This window comes from Flavobacterium tiangeerense, assembly GCF_007830355.1.
Lineage (GTDB): Bacteria > Bacteroidota > Bacteroidia > Flavobacteriales > Flavobacteriaceae > Flavobacterium > Flavobacterium tiangeerense.
This window is the reverse complement of sequence record NZ_VLKO01000002.1, coordinates 49,248-70,487: the sequence shown is the minus strand read 5'-3', so window position 1 is coordinate 70,487 and position 21,240 is coordinate 49,248. Positions and strand designations below refer to the sequence as shown.

Annotated in this window: 20 protein-coding genes; 16 read left to right on the top strand and 4 right to left on the bottom strand. The window is 34.0% G+C overall.

What is annotated here, in order from left to right:
• Nucleotides 1–26: 26 nt before the first annotated feature.
• A complete protein-coding gene (nadE, locus tag IQ05_RS01990) occupies nt 27–824 on the bottom strand; it encodes an NAD(+) synthase (protein WP_144889331.1) in 798 nt (265 codons plus the stop codon).
• 97 nt (nt 825–921) lie between these two features.
• On the opposite strand from nadE, the gene gldB reads away from it, so the two are divergent.
• Together gldB and gldC are read left to right on the top strand one after the other, a co-directional pair.
• Nucleotides 922–1,878, top strand: a complete 957-nt coding sequence (gene gldB, locus IQ05_RS01985) for a gliding motility lipoprotein GldB (protein ID WP_144889329.1) — start codon at nt 922–924, stop codon at nt 1,876–1,878.
• Nucleotides 1,878–2,216: a gliding motility protein GldC gene (gene gldC / locus IQ05_RS01980; RefSeq protein WP_144889327.1), complete on the top strand. Its 339-nt coding sequence runs from the start codon at nt 1,878–1,880 to the stop codon at nt 2,214–2,216. Before gldB ends, gldC begins: the two co-directional genes overlap by 1 nt.
• A 27-nt stretch (nt 2,217–2,243) precedes the next feature.
• On the opposite strand, the gene IQ05_RS01975 is transcribed toward gldC, so the two are convergent.
• Genes IQ05_RS01975 through IQ05_RS01965 form a run of 3 tightly spaced genes read right to left on the bottom strand, consistent with a single transcriptional unit; the run spans nt 2,244 to nt 4,329 of the window.
• Nucleotides 2,244–2,891 carry a hypothetical protein gene (locus tag IQ05_RS01975; RefSeq protein WP_144889325.1) on the bottom strand — a complete coding sequence of 216 codons (648 nt, stop codon included), beginning with the start codon at nt 2,889–2,891 and terminating at the stop codon, nt 2,244–2,246.
• 13 nt (nt 2,892–2,904) lie between these two features.
• Nucleotides 2,905–3,525: a ribosome biogenesis GTP-binding protein YihA/YsxC gene (gene yihA, locus IQ05_RS01970; RefSeq protein WP_144889323.1), complete on the bottom strand. Its 621-nt coding sequence runs from the start codon at nt 3,523–3,525 to the stop codon at nt 2,905–2,907.
• Between the two features lie 30 nt (nt 3,526–3,555).
• Nucleotides 3,556–4,329, bottom strand: a complete 774-nt coding sequence (locus tag IQ05_RS01965; RefSeq protein ID WP_086453017.1) for an alpha/beta fold hydrolase — start codon at nt 4,327–4,329, stop codon at nt 3,556–3,558.
• A 373-nt stretch (nt 4,330–4,702) separates the two neighbouring features.
• Between IQ05_RS01965 and IQ05_RS01960 the strand changes: the two genes are divergently transcribed.
• The 14 genes from IQ05_RS01960 (at nt 4,703) to ftsZ (ending at nt 20,968) form a co-directional block, all read left to right on the top strand.
• Nucleotides 4,703–5,176, top strand: coding sequence for a division/cell wall cluster transcriptional repressor MraZ (locus tag IQ05_RS01960; protein WP_086453018.1), 474 nt, complete (start codon nt 4,703–4,705; stop codon nt 5,174–5,176).
• Nucleotides 5,151–6,059, top strand: coding sequence for a 16S rRNA (cytosine(1402)-N(4))-methyltransferase RsmH (rsmH, locus tag IQ05_RS01955; protein WP_208653341.1), 909 nt, complete (start codon nt 5,151–5,153; stop codon nt 6,057–6,059). Before IQ05_RS01960 ends, rsmH begins: the two co-directional genes overlap by 26 nt.
• Nucleotides 6,060–6,062: 3 nt before the next feature.
• Nucleotides 6,063–6,410, top strand: a complete 348-nt coding sequence (locus tag IQ05_RS01950) for an FtsL-like putative cell division protein (RefSeq protein ID WP_086453019.1) — start codon at nt 6,063–6,065, stop codon at nt 6,408–6,410.
• The gene (locus tag IQ05_RS01945) at nt 6,401–8,404 is read left to right on the top strand and encodes a penicillin-binding transpeptidase domain-containing protein (RefSeq protein ID WP_144889318.1); all 2,004 of its coding nucleotides are present in this window, start codon (nt 6,401–6,403) and stop codon (nt 8,402–8,404) included. The genes IQ05_RS01950 and IQ05_RS01945 overlap by 10 nt, the downstream gene beginning before the upstream one ends.
• The gene (locus tag IQ05_RS01940) at nt 8,401–9,864 is read left to right on the top strand and encodes a UDP-N-acetylmuramoyl-L-alanyl-D-glutamate--2,6-diaminopimelate ligase (RefSeq protein WP_144889316.1); all 1,464 of its coding nucleotides are present in this window, start codon (nt 8,401–8,403) and stop codon (nt 9,862–9,864) included. The genes IQ05_RS01945 and IQ05_RS01940 overlap by 4 nt, the downstream gene beginning before the upstream one ends.
• Before the next feature lie 74 nt (nt 9,865–9,938).
• Nucleotides 9,939–11,168, top strand: coding sequence for a phospho-N-acetylmuramoyl-pentapeptide-transferase (gene mraY, locus IQ05_RS01935; protein WP_144889314.1), 1,230 nt, complete (start codon nt 9,939–9,941; stop codon nt 11,166–11,168).
• Between the two features lie 41 nt (nt 11,169–11,209).
• Entirely contained in the window at nt 11,210–11,563 is a 354-nt protein-coding gene (locus IQ05_RS01930) for a four helix bundle protein (RefSeq protein WP_144889312.1), read from the top strand.
• A 110-nt stretch (nt 11,564–11,673) separates the two neighbouring features.
• Nucleotides 11,674–13,005: a UDP-N-acetylmuramoyl-L-alanine--D-glutamate ligase gene (murD, locus tag IQ05_RS01925; protein WP_144889310.1), complete on the top strand. Its 1,332-nt coding sequence runs from the start codon at nt 11,674–11,676 to the stop codon at nt 13,003–13,005.
• 79 nt (nt 13,006–13,084) lie between these two features.
• Entirely contained in the window at nt 13,085–14,371 is a 1,287-nt protein-coding gene (locus tag IQ05_RS01920; protein WP_144889307.1) for an FtsW/RodA/SpoVE family cell cycle protein, read from the top strand.
• 19 nt (nt 14,372–14,390) lie between these two features.
• A complete protein-coding gene (gene murG / locus IQ05_RS01915; protein WP_144889305.1) occupies nt 14,391–15,482 on the top strand; it encodes an undecaprenyldiphospho-muramoylpentapeptide beta-N-acetylglucosaminyltransferase in 1,092 nt (363 codons plus the stop codon).
• 42 nt (nt 15,483–15,524) lie between these two features.
• Nucleotides 15,525–16,874 carry a UDP-N-acetylmuramate--L-alanine ligase gene (murC, locus tag IQ05_RS01910; RefSeq protein ID WP_144889303.1) on the top strand — a complete coding sequence of 450 codons (1,350 nt, stop codon included), beginning with the start codon at nt 15,525–15,527 and terminating at the stop codon, nt 16,872–16,874.
• Nucleotides 16,861–17,583, top strand: a complete 723-nt coding sequence (locus IQ05_RS01905; RefSeq protein WP_144889302.1) for a cell division protein FtsQ/DivIB — start codon at nt 16,861–16,863, stop codon at nt 17,581–17,583. Before murC ends, IQ05_RS01905 begins: the two co-directional genes overlap by 14 nt.
• A 6-nt stretch (nt 17,584–17,589) precedes the next feature.
• Nucleotides 17,590–18,978, top strand: a complete 1,389-nt coding sequence (gene ftsA, locus IQ05_RS01900; protein ID WP_144889300.1) for a cell division protein FtsA — start codon at nt 17,590–17,592, stop codon at nt 18,976–18,978.
• Nucleotides 18,979–19,030: 52 nt separating this feature from the next.
• The gene (gene ftsZ / locus IQ05_RS01895; RefSeq protein WP_144889297.1) at nt 19,031–20,968 is read left to right on the top strand and encodes a cell division protein FtsZ; all 1,938 of its coding nucleotides are present in this window, start codon (nt 19,031–19,033) and stop codon (nt 20,966–20,968) included.
• Nucleotides 20,969–21,240 lie beyond the last annotated feature (272 nt).

Here is a 21,240-nt window from a genome sequence, read left to right as displayed (position 1 = left end):
AATCAACATAAAAATTTAATTTTTTATTAAATTTTTATTTCACAAACTGGAATAGGCTCCATTTTATGGCGGTTTGCAGTGTTTAAACGTTTGTAAATTTCGAATACATTTTTTTGTCGTCCTTCAAAATCAGATGCTTTTTTTCCAGATTCATTAGCTAACATTGCCCATTCTAATTCGTCATAACTAGCACCTAGTTGGTCTTCATCTGTTCTGTCATCGCCAAAAAGGCCATCTGTAGGGGATGCTTTTTGAATCGAAGTTGGAATTTTTAAATACTGCCCCAATTCGTACACTTCAGATTTCATTAAATCAGCAATTGGACTTAAGTCAACACCCCCATCGCCGTATTTTGTATAAAATCCTACACCAAAATCTTCAACTTTGTTTCCAGTTCCAGCAACTAGCAATCCATGTATGCCTGCAAGGTAATACAATGTAGTCATGCGTAAACGGGCACGCGTGTTTGCTAGTGAAAGGTTGAACTTTGTCTCATCAATGCTGTGAGGAACACTTTGTTTAAAAGTTTCAAATACAGCAGTCAAATCAGTTTGCACGCTTTGTACGTTTGAAAATCTAGATTTTAATTGCTCAATATGCTCTTGGGCTCTCTTAACATGGCTTTCGGCTTGATGAATAGGCATTTCTACGCACAAAACCTGTAAACCTGTTTGGGCACATAAGGTTGAGGTTACTGCAGAGTCTACACCACCCGAAATTCCTATGACAAAACCATTAACATTTGCATTTTCGGCATAGGCTTTTAACCAGTTTACAATATGCATATTCACTTTTTCGGCTTCAAAAATACTTTTTTTAGTCATAATAATTCACGTTTTAAAAAGGAGGGATGTATATTTGCAAAAGCAATTTGTAGTGCACTAATTCCCAAGTTTACATACACAAATTTAATTAATTTATATGAAAAAATACCTTTTAACTGCTGTCTTTTGTCTAGTTTTAATCTCCTGTGAGAAAAAATCAAAAATAGAGCAAGAAGTTACAGAGATTCCTGTGGATTTAAAGATTGAAAGATTTGATAAACTTTTTTTTGGAACCAAGCCAGAAAATTTGGACAAGGTTAAAAAACAGTATCCTTATTTTTTCCCAGCTGGCAATGATAATACCGTGTGGATAGAGAAAATGCAAAATCCTCTTTGGAGAGAACTTTACACAGAGGTTCAAAAAAAGTATGCCAACATAGAACCAGTAAAGAAAGAGTTAGATGATTTATTTAAGCAAATAAAATATCATTTTCCAAAAACAAGAACCCCAAAAGTGATCACTGTGATTTCTGAAATGGATTACAATACCAAAGCAATTTATGCAGACTCTTTGGTAATCATTTCTCTCGAATTGTACTTAGGAAAGGATCATAAATTTTATCAATTTCCCAATTACCTAAAACAAAATTTTGAAGAAAGACAAATTGCACCTGATGTAGTGTCAAGTTTTGCCATGCGTAAAATTCCTCCGGGAACTCAAAAAGAGTTGTTGTCTCAAATGGTTTATTGGGGTAAGCAGCTTTATTTGAAAGATGTATTGCTGCCAACTTACACTGATGCTGAGAAAATAGGATACACTCCTGAACAAATAAAATGGTGTGAAGAAAACGAAAGCTACATGTGGCGCTATTTTTTAGAGAAGGAAATGCTCTATAGTAGTGAGCAAAAATTAGCACTTAGGTTTATCAACCCAGCACCGTTCTCAAAATTTTATTTAGAAATTGATAACGATTCTCCTGGTCAAGTAGGGGTATGGGTAGGATGGCAAATTGTTAGAGCTTACATGGAAAACAGTGGCGCTTCACTAGAAGAATTGTTTAAAACAGACGCAAAAGAGATCTTTGTTAAATCAAAATACAAACCCAAAAAATAATGTCAAATACCAATACATCAGAAATAAAATTTTTAGTTGAACTAGATGAAAATCGCGTTCCAGAAAAACTAATGTGGACTGCCAAAGATGGTGGTGTAGAGCAACAAGAGGCTAAAGCTATAATGCTATCAATCTGGGATAGTAAAGCTAAAGAAAGTATGAGAATTGATTTGTGGACAAAGGACATGCCTGTAGATGAAATGAAAATTTTCTTCCATCAAACTTTAGTAGCCATGTCTGAGACGTTTCACAGAGCTACCAATGATGAAAAAATGTCGGCTACGATGAAAGATTTTTGTGATTATTTTGCAGAAAAACTGGACTTAACCAAAAAATAAAAAAAATAAGAGCTGTTCCTGCAGCTCTTATTTTTTTTGGATAGATTTCTTTTTAAGATCTTTCAATATCTTTTTTAGACTCCCTAATACTAATTTATTGGAGCTTTTATGAAAATTGATGTTATCAATTAGTTTGTTTGATTTTTTGGTTTCCCACATTGACTTCTGTTGAACTGCTCGATCCCTACCTATTACTTTTTGGGCATATATAATTTGATGTAAATTCAAATCGTATATTTCTAGAGTTACTTCAGCATTGTTTTCCTCTGTTGAGTGCTCATCGTCATATAAAGAGATTGTTCCTAGTTCATCCTTATTTTTTTTGGATGATACATTGATAAAGTAATCAAATCCGGTACCTGCTTGTAGTGATTTGATTTGTTCTTTGTTGGGGTTAAGGGGTATGTTTTCAGGAAGGAGCAAGCCCTTAGCATCAGTCCGAAAATGATAACGGTTACCTATATTTTCAGCAAAAAACGATGTTGCTTCCTCAGTGAGTTTTTCTCGGTTTTCTTTAGCGCTGTAGACCGTGTTTAAGAGCCATTTTCCTTGGGTAAAATCTACACCTGTTTTGTAATCATGATTTGTAAGTAGGTAGGTATTTGATTTACAGGAAGTCAGGGTAATTAAAAGGATTCCTACTTTAAAAAAGATGCTCCTACTGTTTGAATTCATTGAAAAATTAGTTCTAAAATTGACTGTTGTTTTTAAAAACTTCTTGATTTACTTCATCTATATAGGTCAATAACTCTTCCTTTCCAGTAGATTCTGTTGCTGATGTAACAAAATATTGAGGCATTTCTGCCCAGTTATTGGCAAACATTTTCTTTTTATAGGCAGCAATGTGGGAGTCAATTTTCACTTTACTAATCTTATCAGCTTTAGTGAAAATAATACAAAACGGAATTTCACTTTCGCCCATGTATGACATGAATTCAACATCTATCGTTTGTGCTTCATGCCTAATATCAATTAACACAAAAGCGCAAACAAGTTGTTCTCTTGTTTCAAAATAATCAGTAATGAATTCTTGAAATATAGACTTGGTTTTTTTTGATACTTTAGCATAACCATAGCCGGGTAAATCAACTAAGAACCAGTTGTTGTTAATCAAAAAATGATTTATTAATTGGGTTTTTCCTGGGCGTCCCGATGTTTTAGCTAATTTTTTGTGGTTGGTAATCATGTTAATCAAGGATGATTTTCCCACATTAGATCGGCCAATAAAAGCATACTCCGGTAAAAAGTCTTTGGGACATTTTGATACATCGGAGTTACTGATAACAAATTCGGCGGTATTAATTTTCATGTTCTAAAGGTGTAAAATGCAAACTTTACCTTAATGTATGGCAAGATGCGTATTGGTAAGCCATTCTTCTAGCAGGCGGTTGAATTCTTCTGGATGCTCCATCATTGCAGCATGACCGCATTTATCAATCCAGTACAAAGTAGAGTTTGGTAATAATTTATGAAATTCTTCGGCAACATCTGGAGGTGTTACTTTATCATTTTTTCCCCAAATAATACAAGTTTGTACATGCATTTTAGGTAAATCTTTGGCCATATTATGGCGTATAGCGCTTTTTGCAATCGTAAGCGTTTTTATTAATTTGATACGGTCGTTTACGGATTCGTATACTTCATCGATAAGTTCTTTTGTGGCAACTTTTGGATCATAGAATACGTCTTCGGCTTTCTTTTTTATATACTCGTAATCACCTCTTTTTGGGTAACTGTCACCCATGGCGCTTTCGTAAAGACCAGAACTACCTGTAATTACAAGTCCAGCTACTTTTTCAGGATACATTTTGGTGTGATACAATGCAATATGTCCTCCTAGGGAATTTCCAAGTAAAATAACACGCTCTAATCCTTTAAAGGTGATGAAATCTTTAACGTATTTTGCAAAACTTTTTACATTAGTCTTTAAAATGTTTTGTGTGTAAATGGGTAAGTCTGGAATGATAATTTTGTAACCCTTTGAAGAAAAGTGATCAGCAACAGCATCAAAATTACTAAGTCCGCCCATAAGTCCGTGTAAAATGACAATTGGAGTCCCTTCACCTGCTTCATAATAGCTGTATCTTCCCTCTTTTTTATAGTGTTTTTCCATTTTTTTTTAATCCCTATTTTCAATTTTGACAAATATAGGATTTAATAAATAAAAATGAATTTTTAAGACAATTTTTAATTGTAAAATTATCACTAGCGCGTCATAAACAATCCTTTTTATGTAGTAAAATACTAGTGTTTTTTTTACGTGAAAATATCTTTTTAATTGCCTGATATTTCCATATTTTGAACAATCCTGCTAGGGTTTTTATTCTTGAATAGTGAATTAACAAAAATGAGGCTAACCTGTTGACAGTATATAAATTAAGGATTTTGGCTAGAAAGTGGTTAAACTTATTAACAAAGTGGTAGTAAGTGGTAAATTGTGGTAGATTTTTTTATATTTTTGCTCTACATCATTTAATACTTTTTGTTTGGACACAATTGTAGGAACATATGAATGCAAAGTTGATGCAAAAGGCAGGATGCTACTACCAGCACCTCTTAAAAAGCAATTGGCTTCATCACTTCAAGACGGGTTTGTTTTGAAGCGTTCTGTGTTTCAGCCATGTCTGGAGTTGTATCCTATGCAAGAGTGGAATGTAATGATGGCAAAAATTAACAAGCTCAATCGCTTTGTGAAAAAGAATAATGATTTTATCCGAAGGTTTACAGCAGGAGTAAAAGTTGTAGAGATTGATGCGCTAGGTAGGTTACTGGCGCCAAAGGACTTAGCGGTTTTTGCTAGTATTACTAAAGATGTTGTTTTCTCGTCATCTATTAATATGGTAGAAATTTGGGATAAAGATTTGTATGAGAAATCAATAAGTGGAGATGATTTGGATTTTGCAGATTTAGCAGAAGAAGTAATGGGGAATTTAAATGACGACAACAATGGAATATCATAATCCTGTTTTGCTCCAGGAATCAGTAGATGGTTTAAATATTCATCCTGATGGAGTATATGTAGATGTAACTTTTGGAGGAGGAGGTCATTCAAAAGAAATTTTGAAACGGCTGGGGCCAAATGGGAAGTTGTTTGCCTTTGATCAAGATGAAGATGCATTAGCCAACGCATTAGTTGATGATAGATTTACCCTGATAAATGAAAACTTCCGTTTTATAAAACGGTTTTTGCGTTTTTATGGAGTAAAGAGTGTTGATGGTATCTTAGGTGATTTGGGTGTTTCTTCTCATCAGTTTGATGTTCCTGAAAGAGGTTTTTCAACTCGTTTTGATGCTGACTTAGATATGAGAATGAGCAAAAAAAATGAATTGAGTGCTTACAAGGTGGTAAACGAATATGATGAAGCAAATTTAAAAAGAGTTTTCTTGGATTATGGAGAGTTAAAAAACGCTCCTGTACTGGCAAGAACTATAGTGGAAGCCAGAACACAATATCCAATAAAAACTACTGATGAGTTAAAAGAGGTTTTGTCAAGGTATTTGCCAGAAAGAGTTAAGAATAAAATACTAGCTCAGATATATCAAGCTATAAGGATAGAGGTGAATCAAGAGATGGATGTTTTAAAGGAATTCTTAGAGCAATCTTTAGAGATCTTAAAACCAGAAGGGCGTTTGAGTGTTATTTCTTATCATTCACTTGAAGACCGATTGGTAAAAAGATTTGTAAAAAACGGAATGTTTGATGGAGAGCCAGAACGAGATTTTTTTGGAAATTTTTCGGTTCCATTTAAAACCATTGGAAAATTAATTGTTCCCAATGCTAACGAGATTAAAGAGAATAATAGAGCAAGAAGTGCCAAATTAAGAATTGCTGAAAAAAGATAAAAAATGAAAAACGGGGTTTACAGTTTATTGAAAGCAAAGTTTCTTGTAAACGATGATGCTGTAAAAAACTGGCGATTCATTGTTTTTGTAATTGTACTAGCTATTATTATGATTGCAAGTACACAAAGATTTGATCAAAAAGTTTTTGAAATAACAGCACTATCAAATCAGGTGAAAGAATTGCGATCAGAGTTTATTGATAGAAGATCAGAGTTAATGAAATTAAAATTGGAGTCCACTATATCTGATAAAATGTTGCAAAGACAAATTTATCCATCCACAGTGCCACCAGTAAAAATAAAAGTAGTCAAAGAAGAAGAAAAAAACTTTTTCAAAAAAATATGGGAGTAGACGATAAAAATATATCCTACAGAATTTATCTGGTTGCTGCATTCATCTTTGTGATTGCAGTGGCTATTACTATTAAATTAACCAATATTCAATGGGTTGAGGGAGATTATTATCGCAAATTAGCCAAAGAAAGAACGGTAAGGAACTTTGTAATACCAGCAAATAAAGGAAATATTTATTCGGCTGATGGCAGTCTATTGGCTACGTCAATTCCTAATTATGAAATACGTTTTGATGCCGTTGCACCCAAAACCGAAGTCTTTGAAAAGAATGTAAAATCGCTTTCAGACTCTTTAGCAACAGTCTTGGGTAAAACATCTAGCTATTTTGAAAATGAATTAAGAAAAGCACGTGCCAACAAGAATAGATATTATTTAATAGGTCGTAAACTAGGTTATACTTCTTATTTTAAAATTAAAGGTTTTCCATTATTTAATTTGGGAGCTTATAAAGGCGGGATTATTATAGAGCAAGAAACTGTTAGGGAGCATCCCATAGGTAAAATTGCCGAAAGAACAGTAGGGTACGAACGTACTCATAATGGTCAATCTGTTGATGGAAAAGGGATAGAATGGGCTTTTAGAAAATATTTGAATGGGAAAGACGGCAAGATTTTAAAACAAAAAATTGCTAAAGGACAGTGGAAACCAATTAGAGATGTTAATGAAGTTGATCCTCAAGACGGTTATGATGTGATCTCAACTATTGATGTTTATATTCAGGATATAGCACATCACGCTTTATTGAAACAACTGGAGTCTTATGAAGCAGATCATGGATCAGTAGTAGTTATGGAGACTAAAACGGGTCATATTAAAGCAATTTCTAATTTAGGAAGAGCCAATGACGGAACTTATTATGAAACTACAAATTACGCTGTAGCAGAGTCTCATGAGCCTGGTTCTACATATAAATTAGCAGGGTTAATGGCATTGTTAGATGATAAAAAAGTAGATACAAGTGCAATTTATGATAGTAAAAACGGGGTGATAACTTATTTTGGAAAAAAAGTAGAAGATTCTCATGAAGGTGGATACGGCAAAATTTCTCTGGCTAGAGGTTTTGAGGTTTCATCTAATACAATATTAGTTCAAGCGGTTTATAATGCATACAAAGAAAATCCGTCACAGTTTGTAAATCACCTTAATAATTATGGACTTAATAAAACATTAGGACTTTCAATAAAGGGGGAAGGAATTCCTTATGTGCCTCAACCTACAGATAGGAGTTGGTCTAAAATATCATTGCCTTGGATGGCTTTTGGATATGGAGTGCATATTACACCAATGCAAACATTAGCTTTTTATAATGCCGTTGCAAATGATGGGGAAATGGTAAAACCACAATTTGTATCTGAAATAAAAGAGTGGAATAGAACCATAAAAAAATACGAGAAAGAAGTTTTGAACCCTAAAATTTGTTCTAAGGAAACCATTGTTAAACTCAAAGCAGTCTTGGCTAATGTGGTGAAAAAAGGAACGGGATCTAAATTGTTTTCTAAAGATTTTTCAATGGCAGGAAAAACCGGTACGGCACAGGTAAACTATGGTAAAGCAGGAAGAACAGGAATGTATTACGCCTCCTCTTTTGTGGGCTATTTTCCAGCTGATAATCCTAAGTATTCTTGTATAGTGGTGGTGCATAAGCCCAATACTGCGCTTAATAATTATTACGGTGCTGATGTGGCTGGGCCAGTTTTTAAAAGAATTGCACAAAAAATATTTACCGATGCTCCTTCAACCAATACCATAAAAAATCTTGACAGGAAAATTGATAAGCAAGAACAAAGCTATGAGGCCTACTATTCAAAAGTTCAGAAAAAGCAGAAAGTAGTTCCTAATCTTAAAGGAATGTCAGGCATGGATGCTGTAGCGCTTCTTGGAAATTTAGGGATGAAAGTAAAAGTTGTAGGTGTAGGAAAAGTAAAAAAACAGTCGTTGCAAGCAGGTGAAAATGTAGTGAAAAATGCAACAATATTATTAGAGTTATCATGAAAGTACTAAAAGACATATTATACAAAGTAGCTATAGATTCGGTAACGGGTCTTACAGATATTCCTGTGAATAAAATAGAATTCGATTCTAGAAAGATTCTTGCAGGAGATGTGTTTGTTGCTATTTACGGTACAGTTTCAAACGGTCATGATTATATTGACAAAGTTATCCAACAGGGAGCCACTGCAATAGTTTGTCAAATATTGCCACTAGTACTTGCGCCAGGAGTAACGTTTATAAAGGTTCAAGATACAAATTCAGCATTGGCTTGCATGGCTGCAAATTTTTATGATTCGCCTTCGCAAAAAGTAAAATTAGTTGGTATTACAGGTACTAATGGTAAAACCACTATTGCCTCTTTATTATACCAATTGTTTAAAAATGCTGGGTATAAAGTAGGATTGCTTTCTACAGTAAAAATCATGGTGAATGAGAAAGAGTATAAAGCTACTCATACCACTCCAGATTCGTTAACAATAAACCACTACTTAAATGAAATGATAGAAAGTGGTGTTGAATATTGTTTTATGGAAGTGAGTTCGCATGGAATTCATCAAAAGAGAACAGAAGGATTGCATTTTACAGGTGGGGTTTTCACCAATTTGTCTCATGATCATTTAGATTATCACCCCACATTTGCTGAATACAGAGATGTTAAAAAAGCTTTTTTTGATAGTTTGCCAAAAACTGGTTTTGCCCTCACCAATGCTGACGATAAAAACGGATCTGTCATGTTACAAAATACCGTTGCTAATAAAAAAACGTACGCCTTAAAAACCTATGCCGATTATAAAGCACAAATTTTAGAAAATCAATTATCAGGATTGTTATTAAAAATAAACGGTCATGAAGTTTGGGTTAAATTGATTGGAGATTTCAATGCGTATAATTTGCTTGCAATTTACGGTACCGCTGTAGAATTAGGACTTGATAGTTTAGAAGTTCTTAGGTTGTTATCTAATTTAGAAAGTGTTTCAGGCAGGTTTCAATATATAGTATCGAATTCTAATGTGACTGCTATAGTAGATTATGCTCATACACCAGATGCTCTTGATAATGTTTTGAAAACAATAAACACCATTCGTACTCAAAACGAGCAGCTGATTACGGTTGTGGGTTGTGGGGGTGACAGGGATAAAGCAAAAAGACCAGTAATGGCTGATATTGCTGCAAGCTTAAGTGACAAAGCTATTTTCACTTCGGATAATCCAAGGAGTGAAGATCCATTAGAAATTATCTATGAAATGGAAAAGGGAGTAGCTCCACATCATTTTAAGAAAACAATTTCTATTACAGACAGAATGCAAGCAATTAAAACAGCGTGTCAGTTAGCACAGCCTAATGATATACTCTTGATTGCAGGTAAAGGTCATGAAACATACCAAGAAATTAATGGTGTTCGTCATGATTTTGACGATATGAAAATAGTAAAAGAACTATTAGAACAATTAGGAAAATAATTTCACATCGTTTAGTATTTAAAACGATCCATAAGAAAAAACAAAATAACAGTTAACCAGATAAACAAAGATATATGCTGTATTATTTATTTGAATATTTAGACAAAATGATGGATGTTCCTGGAACAGGAGTTTTTCAGTACATTACTTTTAGATCAGCATTAGCCTTAATGTTATCGCTATTATTGTCTACTATTTATGGTAAACGAATCATTCGCTTTTTACAAAAACAGCAAGTAGGAGAAACGGTTAGAGAGCTTGGTTTAGCGGGTCAAAATGAAAAAGCGGGTACCCCTACCATGGGTGGTTTGATTATCATATTTGCAACGCTTGTTCCGGTTTTACTTTTTGCAAAACTGCATAACATTTATATTGTATTGCTTATTGTTACCACGCTTTGGATGGGAACAATAGGGTTTATTGATGATTACATTAAGATTTTTAAAAAAGACAAGCAAGGTTTAAAAGGAATTTTTAAAGTAATAGGACAAGTAGGTTTAGGATTAATAGTAGGGACAGTTCTTTATTTTCATGCGGGTGTTACTGTACGTACAGATACGTCTACATCAGATATTTTTAGAGCACCTACTAGCACTGTTGTGTTGCCAGCACCTATTGAAGAGAAATCAACAGCAACTACAATTCCGTTTTTTAAAAATAATGAGTTTGATTACGCTGAAGTTTTAGCTTGGACAGGAGAAGGATATGAGAAATGGGCGTGGTTAATTTTTATCCCGGTGGTAATTTTTATTATCACAGCTGTTTCAAATGGTGCTAATTTAACAGATGGTATAGATGGTCTTGCTGCAGGAACATCGGCCATTTCAGTGCTCGCGTTGGGTATTTTTACATTTGTTTCGGGAAACATTATTTTTTCCAATTACTTGAATATTATGTACATCCCCAATTCGGGAGAAATGACGGTTTTTATAGCGGCATTTGTAGGGTCTTTAATTGGGTTTCTTTGGTATAACTCGTATCCAGCATCGGTATTTATGGGAGATACGGGAAGTTTGACTATTGGGGGTATTATTGCTGTACTAGCAATTGCAGTTCGTAAGGAAATGCTAATCCCATTGTTATGCGGAATTTTTCTGGTCGAAAATTTTTCGGTAGTACTTCAGGTGAGTTATTTTAAGTATACCAAGAAACGTTTTGGCGAAGGCCGAAGAATATTTTTGATGTCCCCATTACATCATCATTATCAAAAGAAGGGATATCATGAAAGTAAAATAGTTACCCGTTTTTGGATTGTAGCCATCATGTTAGCCATTCTGTCCATAGTTACATTAAAATTGAGATAGGTTCCAATTAAAAATGCAGAATTAAAAATTAAAATTCTCTAATGAAAGAAAATATTGTTCAACAAAAATCATTTCTTTTTGCAGTTAGGATAGTTAATTTATATAAGTACTTAACTACGATAAAAAAGGAGTTTGTGTTAAGTAAACAGATTTTGAGAAGTGGGACATCAATAGGAGCAAATATTGAGGAGTCTATAGGAGGGAGATCTGATAAAGAGTTTTTGTTTAAGTTAGAAATCGCTTATAAAGAAACTAGAGAGACGATATATTGGTTGAAATTATTAAAAGAAACAGATTACATCTCTCTTCATGAATTTGAAAGTATATGTTCTGAAGCAGAGGAAATTTGCAAAATAGTTGCAAAGATTATAATAACGTTGAAATCGAAAATATAGAAATAGTTAAATAATTAATTGTGTGTCATAAAATTGAAGTTATAGAGCTAATTCCGTGGAGTTGCTAACAAATTTTTAATTTTTAATTCTCAATTTTTAATTAAAATTACATGAGACTAGTTATTCTTGGTGGAGGAGAAAGCGGTATTGGAACTGCAATTTTAGGAAAAAAGAAAGGGTACGACGTTTTCGTATCTGACTTTGGTAAAATAAAAGGGAATTATAAAGAGGTTTTATCTCTCAATTCAATTCCGTGGGAAGAAGAAAAGCATACTGAGGATTTGATTTTGAATGCCGATGTGGTTATGAAAAGCCCTGGTATTCCTGATAAATCTCCTATTGTTAAAAAACTAGTAGAAAAAGGTGTTTCGGTAATGTCAGAGATTGAGTTTGCTGCTCCTTTTACAAATGCTACCATTATAGGAATTACGGGTAGTAATGGAAAGACAACTACAACCATGCTTACGTATCATTTGTTGAAATCAGCTGGAGTAAATGTAGGTTTAGGAGGAAATATAGGTAAAAGTTTTGCCTGGCAAGTAGCGGATAATAAGTTTGATTATTATGTGCTTGAATTGAGCAGCTTTCAACTAGACGGTGTGTTTAATTTCAAGCCACACATTGCAATAATTACGAATATTAGTCCAGATCATTTAGATCGATACGAATATAAATATGAAAATTATATCGATTCAAAGTTTAGAATAACAATGAATCAAACAGAGGGGGATTATCTAATTTATGACGCAGATGACGAAGCGATCAGTAATTGGTTAACAACTCATCAAACAAAAGCAAAATTAATTCCTTTTTCATTGACAAAAACATTCAACGAAGGAGCTTACATAATACAAAATAAAATGGAAATTAAAATTAACCGAGAGGATTTTTCAATGGATACAGAGCATATCGCCTTAGAGGGAAAACATAATATGAAAAACGCAATGGCAGCCACTTCAGTAGCAAAATTAATGCAAATTCGAAAAGCTACTATCCGTGAAAGTTTGTCAAATTTCCAAGGAGTTGAGCACCGTTTAGAAAAGGTTTTGAAGATTCAAAACATTCAATACATTAATGATTCTAAGGCTACAAATGTAAATGCTACTTTTTTTGCTTTAGATAGTATGAATGCACCCACAGTATGGATTGTTGGTGGTGTTGATAAAGGGAATGATTACAATGAATTAATGTCTTTAGTTCGAGAAAAAGTTAAGGCAATTGTGTGTCTTGGAGTTGATAATAAAAAAATTATAGACGCATTTGGTAATGTAGTAGACATGATGGTTGAGGTAACTTCTATGAGCGATGCTGTTCGAATGGCACAGCGCTTATCAGAGAAAGGAGATACTGTATTATTGTCTCCTGCTTGTGCTAGTTTTGATTTATTTGAAAGCTATGAGGATCGGGGTAAACAATTTAAACAAGCAGTTAAAAGTTTGTAAGCAAATAGTGTTTTAAAGTGGTAAAGGGCAGTTTATTCCTCTGCTATAAAAGGATTAGAATTGGTAACAAAGAATGAAAATGAAAAAACTAATAAGCAATTTAAAAGGGGATAAAGGGATTTGGTCATTTGTGGCCTTATTAGCCTTGTTGTCTTTTATGCCTGTTTTTAGTGCGAGTAGTAATTTGGCTTACATAGGAAAAGGAGATGGGAATACGCTAGGATATCTGGTAAAACACATTGTTCATATTGCAATAGGATTTACAATAATTTTTATGGTGCACAAAGTACCTTATCATTATTTCAAAGCTATTGCAAAGGGGTCCTTGTACTTTGTTTGGTTGCTTTTAGCGTTTACATTATTCAAAGGCACAGTAATTGCAGGTGCTAATGCTAGTAGATGGATTCAAATTCCTTTCATTGGTGTTACTTTTCAGCCCTCAACTCTTGCCTCCATGGTGTTGTTTATATTTGTAGCTCGTTTTTTATCAAAAAAAAGAACTGAGCTCTTAACATTTAAAGCCTCTGTGTGGGAGCTATGGTTGCCGGTTTTTATAACGTTAATATTTATTTTGCCTGCAAATTTCAGTACAACAGCCCTTATTTTTTCTATGGTGTTGATGCTAGTTTTTATAGGCAAATATCCATTGAAATACATGGGTATTGTTATTGGTTCTGGAGTTGTGATGTTAGCTTTTTTCATGATTATCGCAAAGACTTTTCCTGATGCATTTCCCAACCGTGTGGATACGTGGATTAGTAGAGTTGAAAATTTCACCAGTGATAAACCTGGAGAAGATGATTACCAAATAGAGAAAGCAAAAATTGCAATCGCATCAGGAAAGCTGTACGGTTTAGGGCCAGGTAAAAGTGTCCAAAAAAACTTTTTACCGCAATCTTCATCTGATTTTATATATGCAATTATTATTGAAGAATATGGTCTTGTGGGCGGAGTTGGAGTAATTGTCTTGTACTTGTTGTTGCTATTTCGTTTTGTTGTTGCTTCTCACAAAGCAAATACTCTTTTTGGGAAATTACTGGTCGTAGGTTTAGGTTTTCCAATGGTTTTTCAGGCCATGGTAAATATGGCAGTTGCTGTTGAACTATTGCCTGTTACAGGGCAAACGTTGCCGCTTATAAGTAGTGGAGGTAGCTCCATTTGGATGACATGTTTTGCATTAGGAATCATTATTAGCGTGACCAAAAAAGAAGAAGAAATAGCAGAAGAAAAAAAGGATGCTGCAAAAAGAGAAGAAGCGTTGCAAAAACTTATTGATAGAGAGCTTGATGAGGAGTACGAATTGGTGCAGGATTATTCGATAGAGGATAAAGCTACAAATCCTATGAAGGCAGTGTTTAATAAATAGGATTCGAAATTTTTTTAAAATGAAACAATATAAATTCATACTTAGCGGCGGAGGAACTGGCGGACATATTTATCCGGCCATTGCTATTGCTAATGAATTAAAATTGCGTTTTCCAGATGCTGAATTTTTATTTGTTGGAGCTCAGGACAAGATGGAAATGCAAAAAGTACCTCAAGCAGGTTATGTTATAAAAGGATTATGGATTTCAGGATTACAACGTAGATTAACTCTTGATAATATTTTGTTTCCTGTAAAAGTACTTTCTAGCCTGTGGCGCTCTAGATCAATTATAAAAGAGTTTAAGCCAGATGTTGTCATTGGTACTGGTGGATTTGCAAGTGGACCATTATTGCAAGCCGCAGGGATGAGTAGTATTCCTACCTTGATTCAAGAACAAAATTCCTTTCCAGGAATTACAAATAAATTATTGAGTAAAAAAGCTAGTAAAATTTGTGTTGCATACGAAAATCTGGAACGGTTTTTTCCACAAGACAAAATCATTCTAACAGGAAATCCGGTGCGTCAAGATCTTTTGGATATTGATTCAAAAAGAAGTGAAGCTTTGTCTTATTTTAATCTAGACGATAATAAAAAAACACTTCTCGTTTTAGGAGGGAGTTTAGGTTCAAGACGTATTAATCAGCTTATTGAAAATGAACTTGATTTTTTAATTGCCTCAGGAGTACAAGTTTTTTGGCAATGTGGTAATTTTTACATGGCAGAGTACAAACACTTTTCTGATAGAGAAAACGTTCAAGTAGTTTCGTTTATTGACAGGATGGATTTAATTTATGCTGCTGCTGATTTTGTGATTTCGCGTGCAGGTGCATCATCAGTATCTGAATTGTGCTTGGTAGCTAAACCCACAATTTTTATACCATCGCCAAATGTAGCCGAAGATCATCAAACCAAAAATGGTAAAGCAATTGTAGATAATGGTGGAGCTTTGCTCATTAAGGAAAGTGAGTTAGATACAAAGTTTGAGTCTGTTTTCAATAAACTTATTCATGATCATCAACTTCAAATAAATTTGAGTAATAACATGAAAAAATTGGCTAAACCTAATGCAACAAAAGACATTGTGGATGCCATTGTATCATTGTTAAAATAAAAGAGAGATAAAGTAGTTTAATACTATCAGAATACAACAAAAATGAATTTAAATAACATACATAACGTTTATTTTATAGGAATCGGAGGAATCGGGATGAGCAATCTTGCTCGTTATTTTAAAACATTAGGAAAGCAAGTTTCTGGATATGATAAAACCCCTTCAAGTCTTACAAGTGAATTAATAGCGTCTGGAATTTCAATTCATTTTGAAGATGATGTTCAATTGATTCCAAAAGATTTCTTGATAAGTAATACACTTGTAGTAGTAACTCCGGCTGTGCCAAAAACGCATTTAGAGTGGAATTTTTTCTTAGAAAAAGGATATGAAATAAAAAAGAGAGCAGAGGTTTTAGGTTTGATAACCGAAAATACGTTTTGTTTTGCAGTAGCAGGAACACATGGCAAGACAACGACATCTGGGATTTTAGGACATATTTTAAATGAAAGCGGTGCTGATGTGACAGCTTTCATAGGTGGAATTGTTGAGAATTACAATTCAAATTTAATAGGCAACGGTAAAACAATTACTGTAGTAGAAGCAGATGAATTTGATCGTTCTTTTTTACATTTGCACCCCAATATTGCTTGCATTACCTCTATGGATGCGGATCATCTAGATATTTATGGGACAAGTGCAGCAATTGAAGAGTCGTTTGTAGAGTTTGCCTCTAAAATAGAAGATAAGAGTAATCTTTTCATAACAAAGGATTTACCATTAAAGGGAATTACCTGCGCCGTAAATGAGGATGCTGTTTATAAAGCGTTTAACGTACGTGTAGGAAACGGAAGTTATGTTTTTGATGTTCAAACGCCATCTGGTGTGATGCAGGATTTGCACTTTGGACTTCCTGGAAAACATAATCTCATGAATGCTTTGATGGCAATTGCTATGGCAAATATTTATGGAACTCCTCAAGATGCTATTGCAAAAGCTATTGCATCATTCAAGGGTATAAAAAGAAGATTTTCATATCAAATAAAAACGGATCATAAAGTCTATATAGATGATTATGCTCACCATCCTACTGAGATTAATGCAGTGCATCAAGCAGTAAGAGAGTTGTATCCTAACCAAAAAGTGTTGGCAATTTTTCAGCCACACTTATTTAGTAGAACTCATGATTTTGGGGATGATTTTGCCAAAAGTTTATCGGCTTTTGATGAAATTTTGCTTTTGGATATTTATCCTGCAAGAGAATTGCCTATGCCAGGGATAACATCAGATTGGTTGTTGCAAAAAATGACTAATGAGCATAAAGAATTAGTTGAAAAGAAAGATTTAGTTCAAAAGATTGTAAGTAGTGATGCAGCAATTATTGTAACAATTGGTGCGGGAGATATAGGAGAATGGATTCCAACAATTAAAAAAGCATTAGATGAAACTCTTTAATTGGACAAATATAAGATTAGTACTCATGTTTGTACTGGTGATTTTTTTGTTTTCATTCACATCAAAACGAAATGAAAATAGAAAACTGAAGCAATCTACAGTAACATTTGTGGGAGTTAATTCGCCATTTGTTAAACAAGAAATAGTTAATAAATTGTTGATAGAAAATAGTGACAACGTAAGAAGTATTCAAAAAGTTGATTTAGATTTGAACAAACTGGAAACAACTATTGATTCACATGCTATGATAAAAAAATCAGAAGTATATGTGACCATTGATGGCGTGTTAAAAGCAGTGGTAGAACAAAAGACTCCAGTTGCTAGAGTGTTTGATAATAATAGTTCTTTTTACATTGACTATCAAGGATTTAGGATGCCTTTGTCAAATAACTTTACAGCTAGAGTTCCGCTTGTTTCAGGGGCGATAAATAAAAAAAATAGTGAAGAATTAATAAATTTATTTCGAGTTATTTACGATGATGAATTTTTGAAAAAGAACATCATTGGAATACAAATAATGCCAAACGGTAGCTTAATTATGCTCAATAGAAATTATGATTATCAAATAGATTTTGGTAGTCTAAATTTTGCTGTGTTAAAATTTAGGAATTATAAAGCTTTTTTTCAAAAGGCTGTTTTGGATGGTTCTTTGTATAAATATAAAAAAATTGACCTCCGATTTACGGATCAAGTAGTTTGCACTAAATAATTGATAATGGAAAAAGAGAAGATTGCAGTAGGACTAGATATTGGGACAACTAAGATAGTTGCCATGATAGGTAAAAAAAATGAGTATGGTAAACTGGAAATTTTAGGTTTAGGTAAATCTAAAAGTCTTGGTGTGGCTAGAGGTGTGGTTAATAATATTACACAAACCATACAATCTATCCAACAAGCAATTCAAGATGCCGAAAATAATTCAGGTTTTAAAATTAAAGATGTAGTAGTAGGTATTGCTGGTCAGCACATACGTAGTATTCAACATACAGATTATATAAGCAGGCATAATCCAGAAGAGGTAATAGGAGAGAGTGACATACAATTGCTCATAGATCAAGTGAATAAATTAGCCATGTTACCGGGTGAAGAAATTATCCATGTCTTGCCTCAAGAATTTAAAATTGATGGCCAATCAGAGATTAAAGAACCGATAGGAATGTATGGTGGAAGACTTGAAGCTAGCTTTCACGTGGTTGTAGGGCAAGCGGCATCTATAAGAAACGTTGGGCGTTGCATTCAAAGTTCGGGTATTGAGCTTTCTGGACTTACACTCGAGCCATTAGCGTCTGCTGATGCGGTTTTAAGTCAAGAAGAAAAAGAGGCTGGTGTTGCCTTAATTGATATAGGTGGAGGAACCACTGATTTAGCCATTTTTAAGGATGGAATTATTCGTCATACAGCTGTTATTCCTTTTGGGGGTAATGTCATTACAGATGATATTAAGGAAGGATGTTCTATTATTGAAAAGCAAGCTGAGCTTTTGAAAGTAAAGTTTGGATCTGCTTGGCCTGGAGAAAACCGTGACAATGAAATTGTTTCTATACCAGGATTAAGAGGAAGAGAGCCTAAAGAGATCTCGTTAAAAAATCTATCTAAAATTATAAACGCACGTGTAGTTGAAATAATTGAACAGGTTTTTACCGAAGTTAAAGCCTACGGTCATGAAGACCCTCGAAAGAAATTAATTGCTGGAATTGTTTTAACTGGTGGTGGGGCCCAGTTAAAACATATAAAACAATTAGTAGAATATATTACAGGAATGGATACCAGAATAGGATATCCAAATGAGCACCTAGCAGGGAATTCAGATGAGGAAATTTCAAGTCCTTTATATGCAACCGCTGTGGGACTAGTAATGAAAAGTATAGAAAATAAAACACATAGTGCAATACGATTGGATCTTGCTGCTCCAGTAAAAGAGCAGCCTGTTTATAGAGCGCCCGTGGCTACGGCGCAAATTTTTGTAAATGAAGTTCCTGAAATTGCAGTAGAAGAAGAATATAATATTAAAGAGAAGCAGGATTCTACCGCAACTAGAATTCAAAAAAACTTCTTTGATCGTTATGTGGATAGGATCAAAGAATTTCTTGATAATGCAGAATAAAACTCAAAAAAGAAGCTAAGAATTAATAACAATTTTCAAAAAACCCAAAATTATGCCAAGCAACACAGAATTTGGAAGTATTTCATTTGATTTACCTAAAAATCAATCAAATGTAATAAAAGTTATAGGGGTCGGTGGAGGCGGAAGTAACGCCATCAACCACATGTTTAAGCAAGGAATAAAAGGCGTGGATTTTATAGTGTGTAATACAGATTCTCAAGCTTTACACAGCAGTTCAGTGCCAAATAAAATACAATTAGGAGTTCATCTTACCGAAGGATTAGGTGCAGGAGCTAATCCAGATGTGGGTCAACAATCAGCTATAGAGAGTATTTCTGAGATCGAAAAGATGTTGGATCAAAATACCAAGATGGTTTTTATCACAGCTGGTATGGGTGGTGGAACAGGAACAGGTGCAGCGCCAGTAATTGCCCAATTAGCTAAGGAAAGAGATATTTTAACAGTAGGTATTGTTACGCTACCGTTTCTTTTTGAAGGGAAAGTGCGTCAAGAACAAGCTTTAATTGGAATAGAAAAATTACGTAAGCAAGTTGACTCCTTAATAGTTATTAACAATAACAAACTTAGAGAAGTTTATGGAAACCTTGGTTTTAAAGCAGGATTTTCAAAAGCGGATGAAGTCTTGGCAACTGCTTCACGTGGAATTGCCGAAGTAATTACGCATCACTATACTCAAAATATCGATTTAAGAGATGCTAAAACGGTTTTGTATAATAGTGGAACCGCAATTATGGGTTCATCTGTTTCATCAGGTGAAAACAGAGCTAAAGAAGCTATTATTGCTGCTCTAGATTCACCTTTACTAAATGATAACAAAATTAGTGGTGCCAAAAACGTATTGTTGCTTATCGTTTCTGGAACAAATGAAATTACTATTGATGAAATTGGAGAGATCAATGACCACATTCAAAACGAAGCGGGACATAATGCTAATATCATCATGGGTGTTGGTGAAGATGAGTCTCTTGGAGATGCTATCGCAGTAACTATTATTGCAACGGGTTTTGATATAGAACAGCAAAATGAGATTGTAAACACAGAACCAAAAAAAATAATTCATACTCTAGGCGATGAGCAAAAAAGTGTTTTCAATTTAATAAACAATTCTGTAACTGCATTTGACTTAAATATGGAAACTCCAAAAGCGTCTTCTGCCAATGATAGAATTGTATTTGATTTAATGGAGGATGAAGTAGTTGTCAAAACTCCAGTTGTGAGCACACCTACTATTAATAATGAGGACTTGGTTGAAATGTCTGACTTTATAAACAATTTAGATGTAACATTCGAGATAGTATCACCTATAACTGATATTGATTTTATAGTTTCATCACCAGCAGTAGAGCCACAATTGGTACAAGCAAAAACAACAGAAAAACAAGAGCAAGCATCATTTTCATTTGACTTACCTCTTTTTAAATCAGAAGTCTCAGAACAAAAATTAGATAATAACGTGATTTTTGAATTGACTAATGAGACAAAAGAAATTAAAGTGAATGAAGCAGTTCAATTTGTACCAGTAACAGAACTTTCAGATAATGGAATTATCAAATACTCACTGGAAGAGTATATGGATGAAGAGCCAGATTTTTTACCAAAAGCTGTAGTAAAAACCCCAGAAGTAATTACACCTGCAGAATTGAATATTACCTTGAAGCAAGTTAATACGTCAAATGCTGTGAATATAGATTTTGAAAGCATTGCTCCTACAGAAATGACTATTGAAGAGTCATTACGAATGAGAGCTGATGAGCGTAGAAAGAAATTAAAAGAGTTCAATTACAAGTTTCATAACAATGTTTCTAAAATTGATGAATATGAGAAAGAACCTGCATACAAAAGATTAGGAATTGACATTTCAAACAATCAAATGAATACAGTAAATTCTAGGATATCTGTTGGTACGGATAGCAACAATGATTTACAATTGCGTTCTAATAATTCGTATTTACACGATAACGTAGATTAAGGAAAAAATTAATTCAAGGGAACCCGAAAATTAATATGATTTTCGGGTTTCTTTTTTTACTACAATCCACCATATAGCAGTTGCTATTCCCGTTAAAATACTGTAATTTTGTTGGGCCTAAATCCAGCTGTTGTTGCAAGCTTTTTGTGCAAAACGCTTTTTTCTAAGGTCTTAAAAGAGCTTCTTTCAGTCGCTTTTTAAGCCCAAGAAAAAATTCCTTTTGCTCTAAAAAGGCTTTTCACGACCATCTGGGGCAATAAACAACAGTGCAC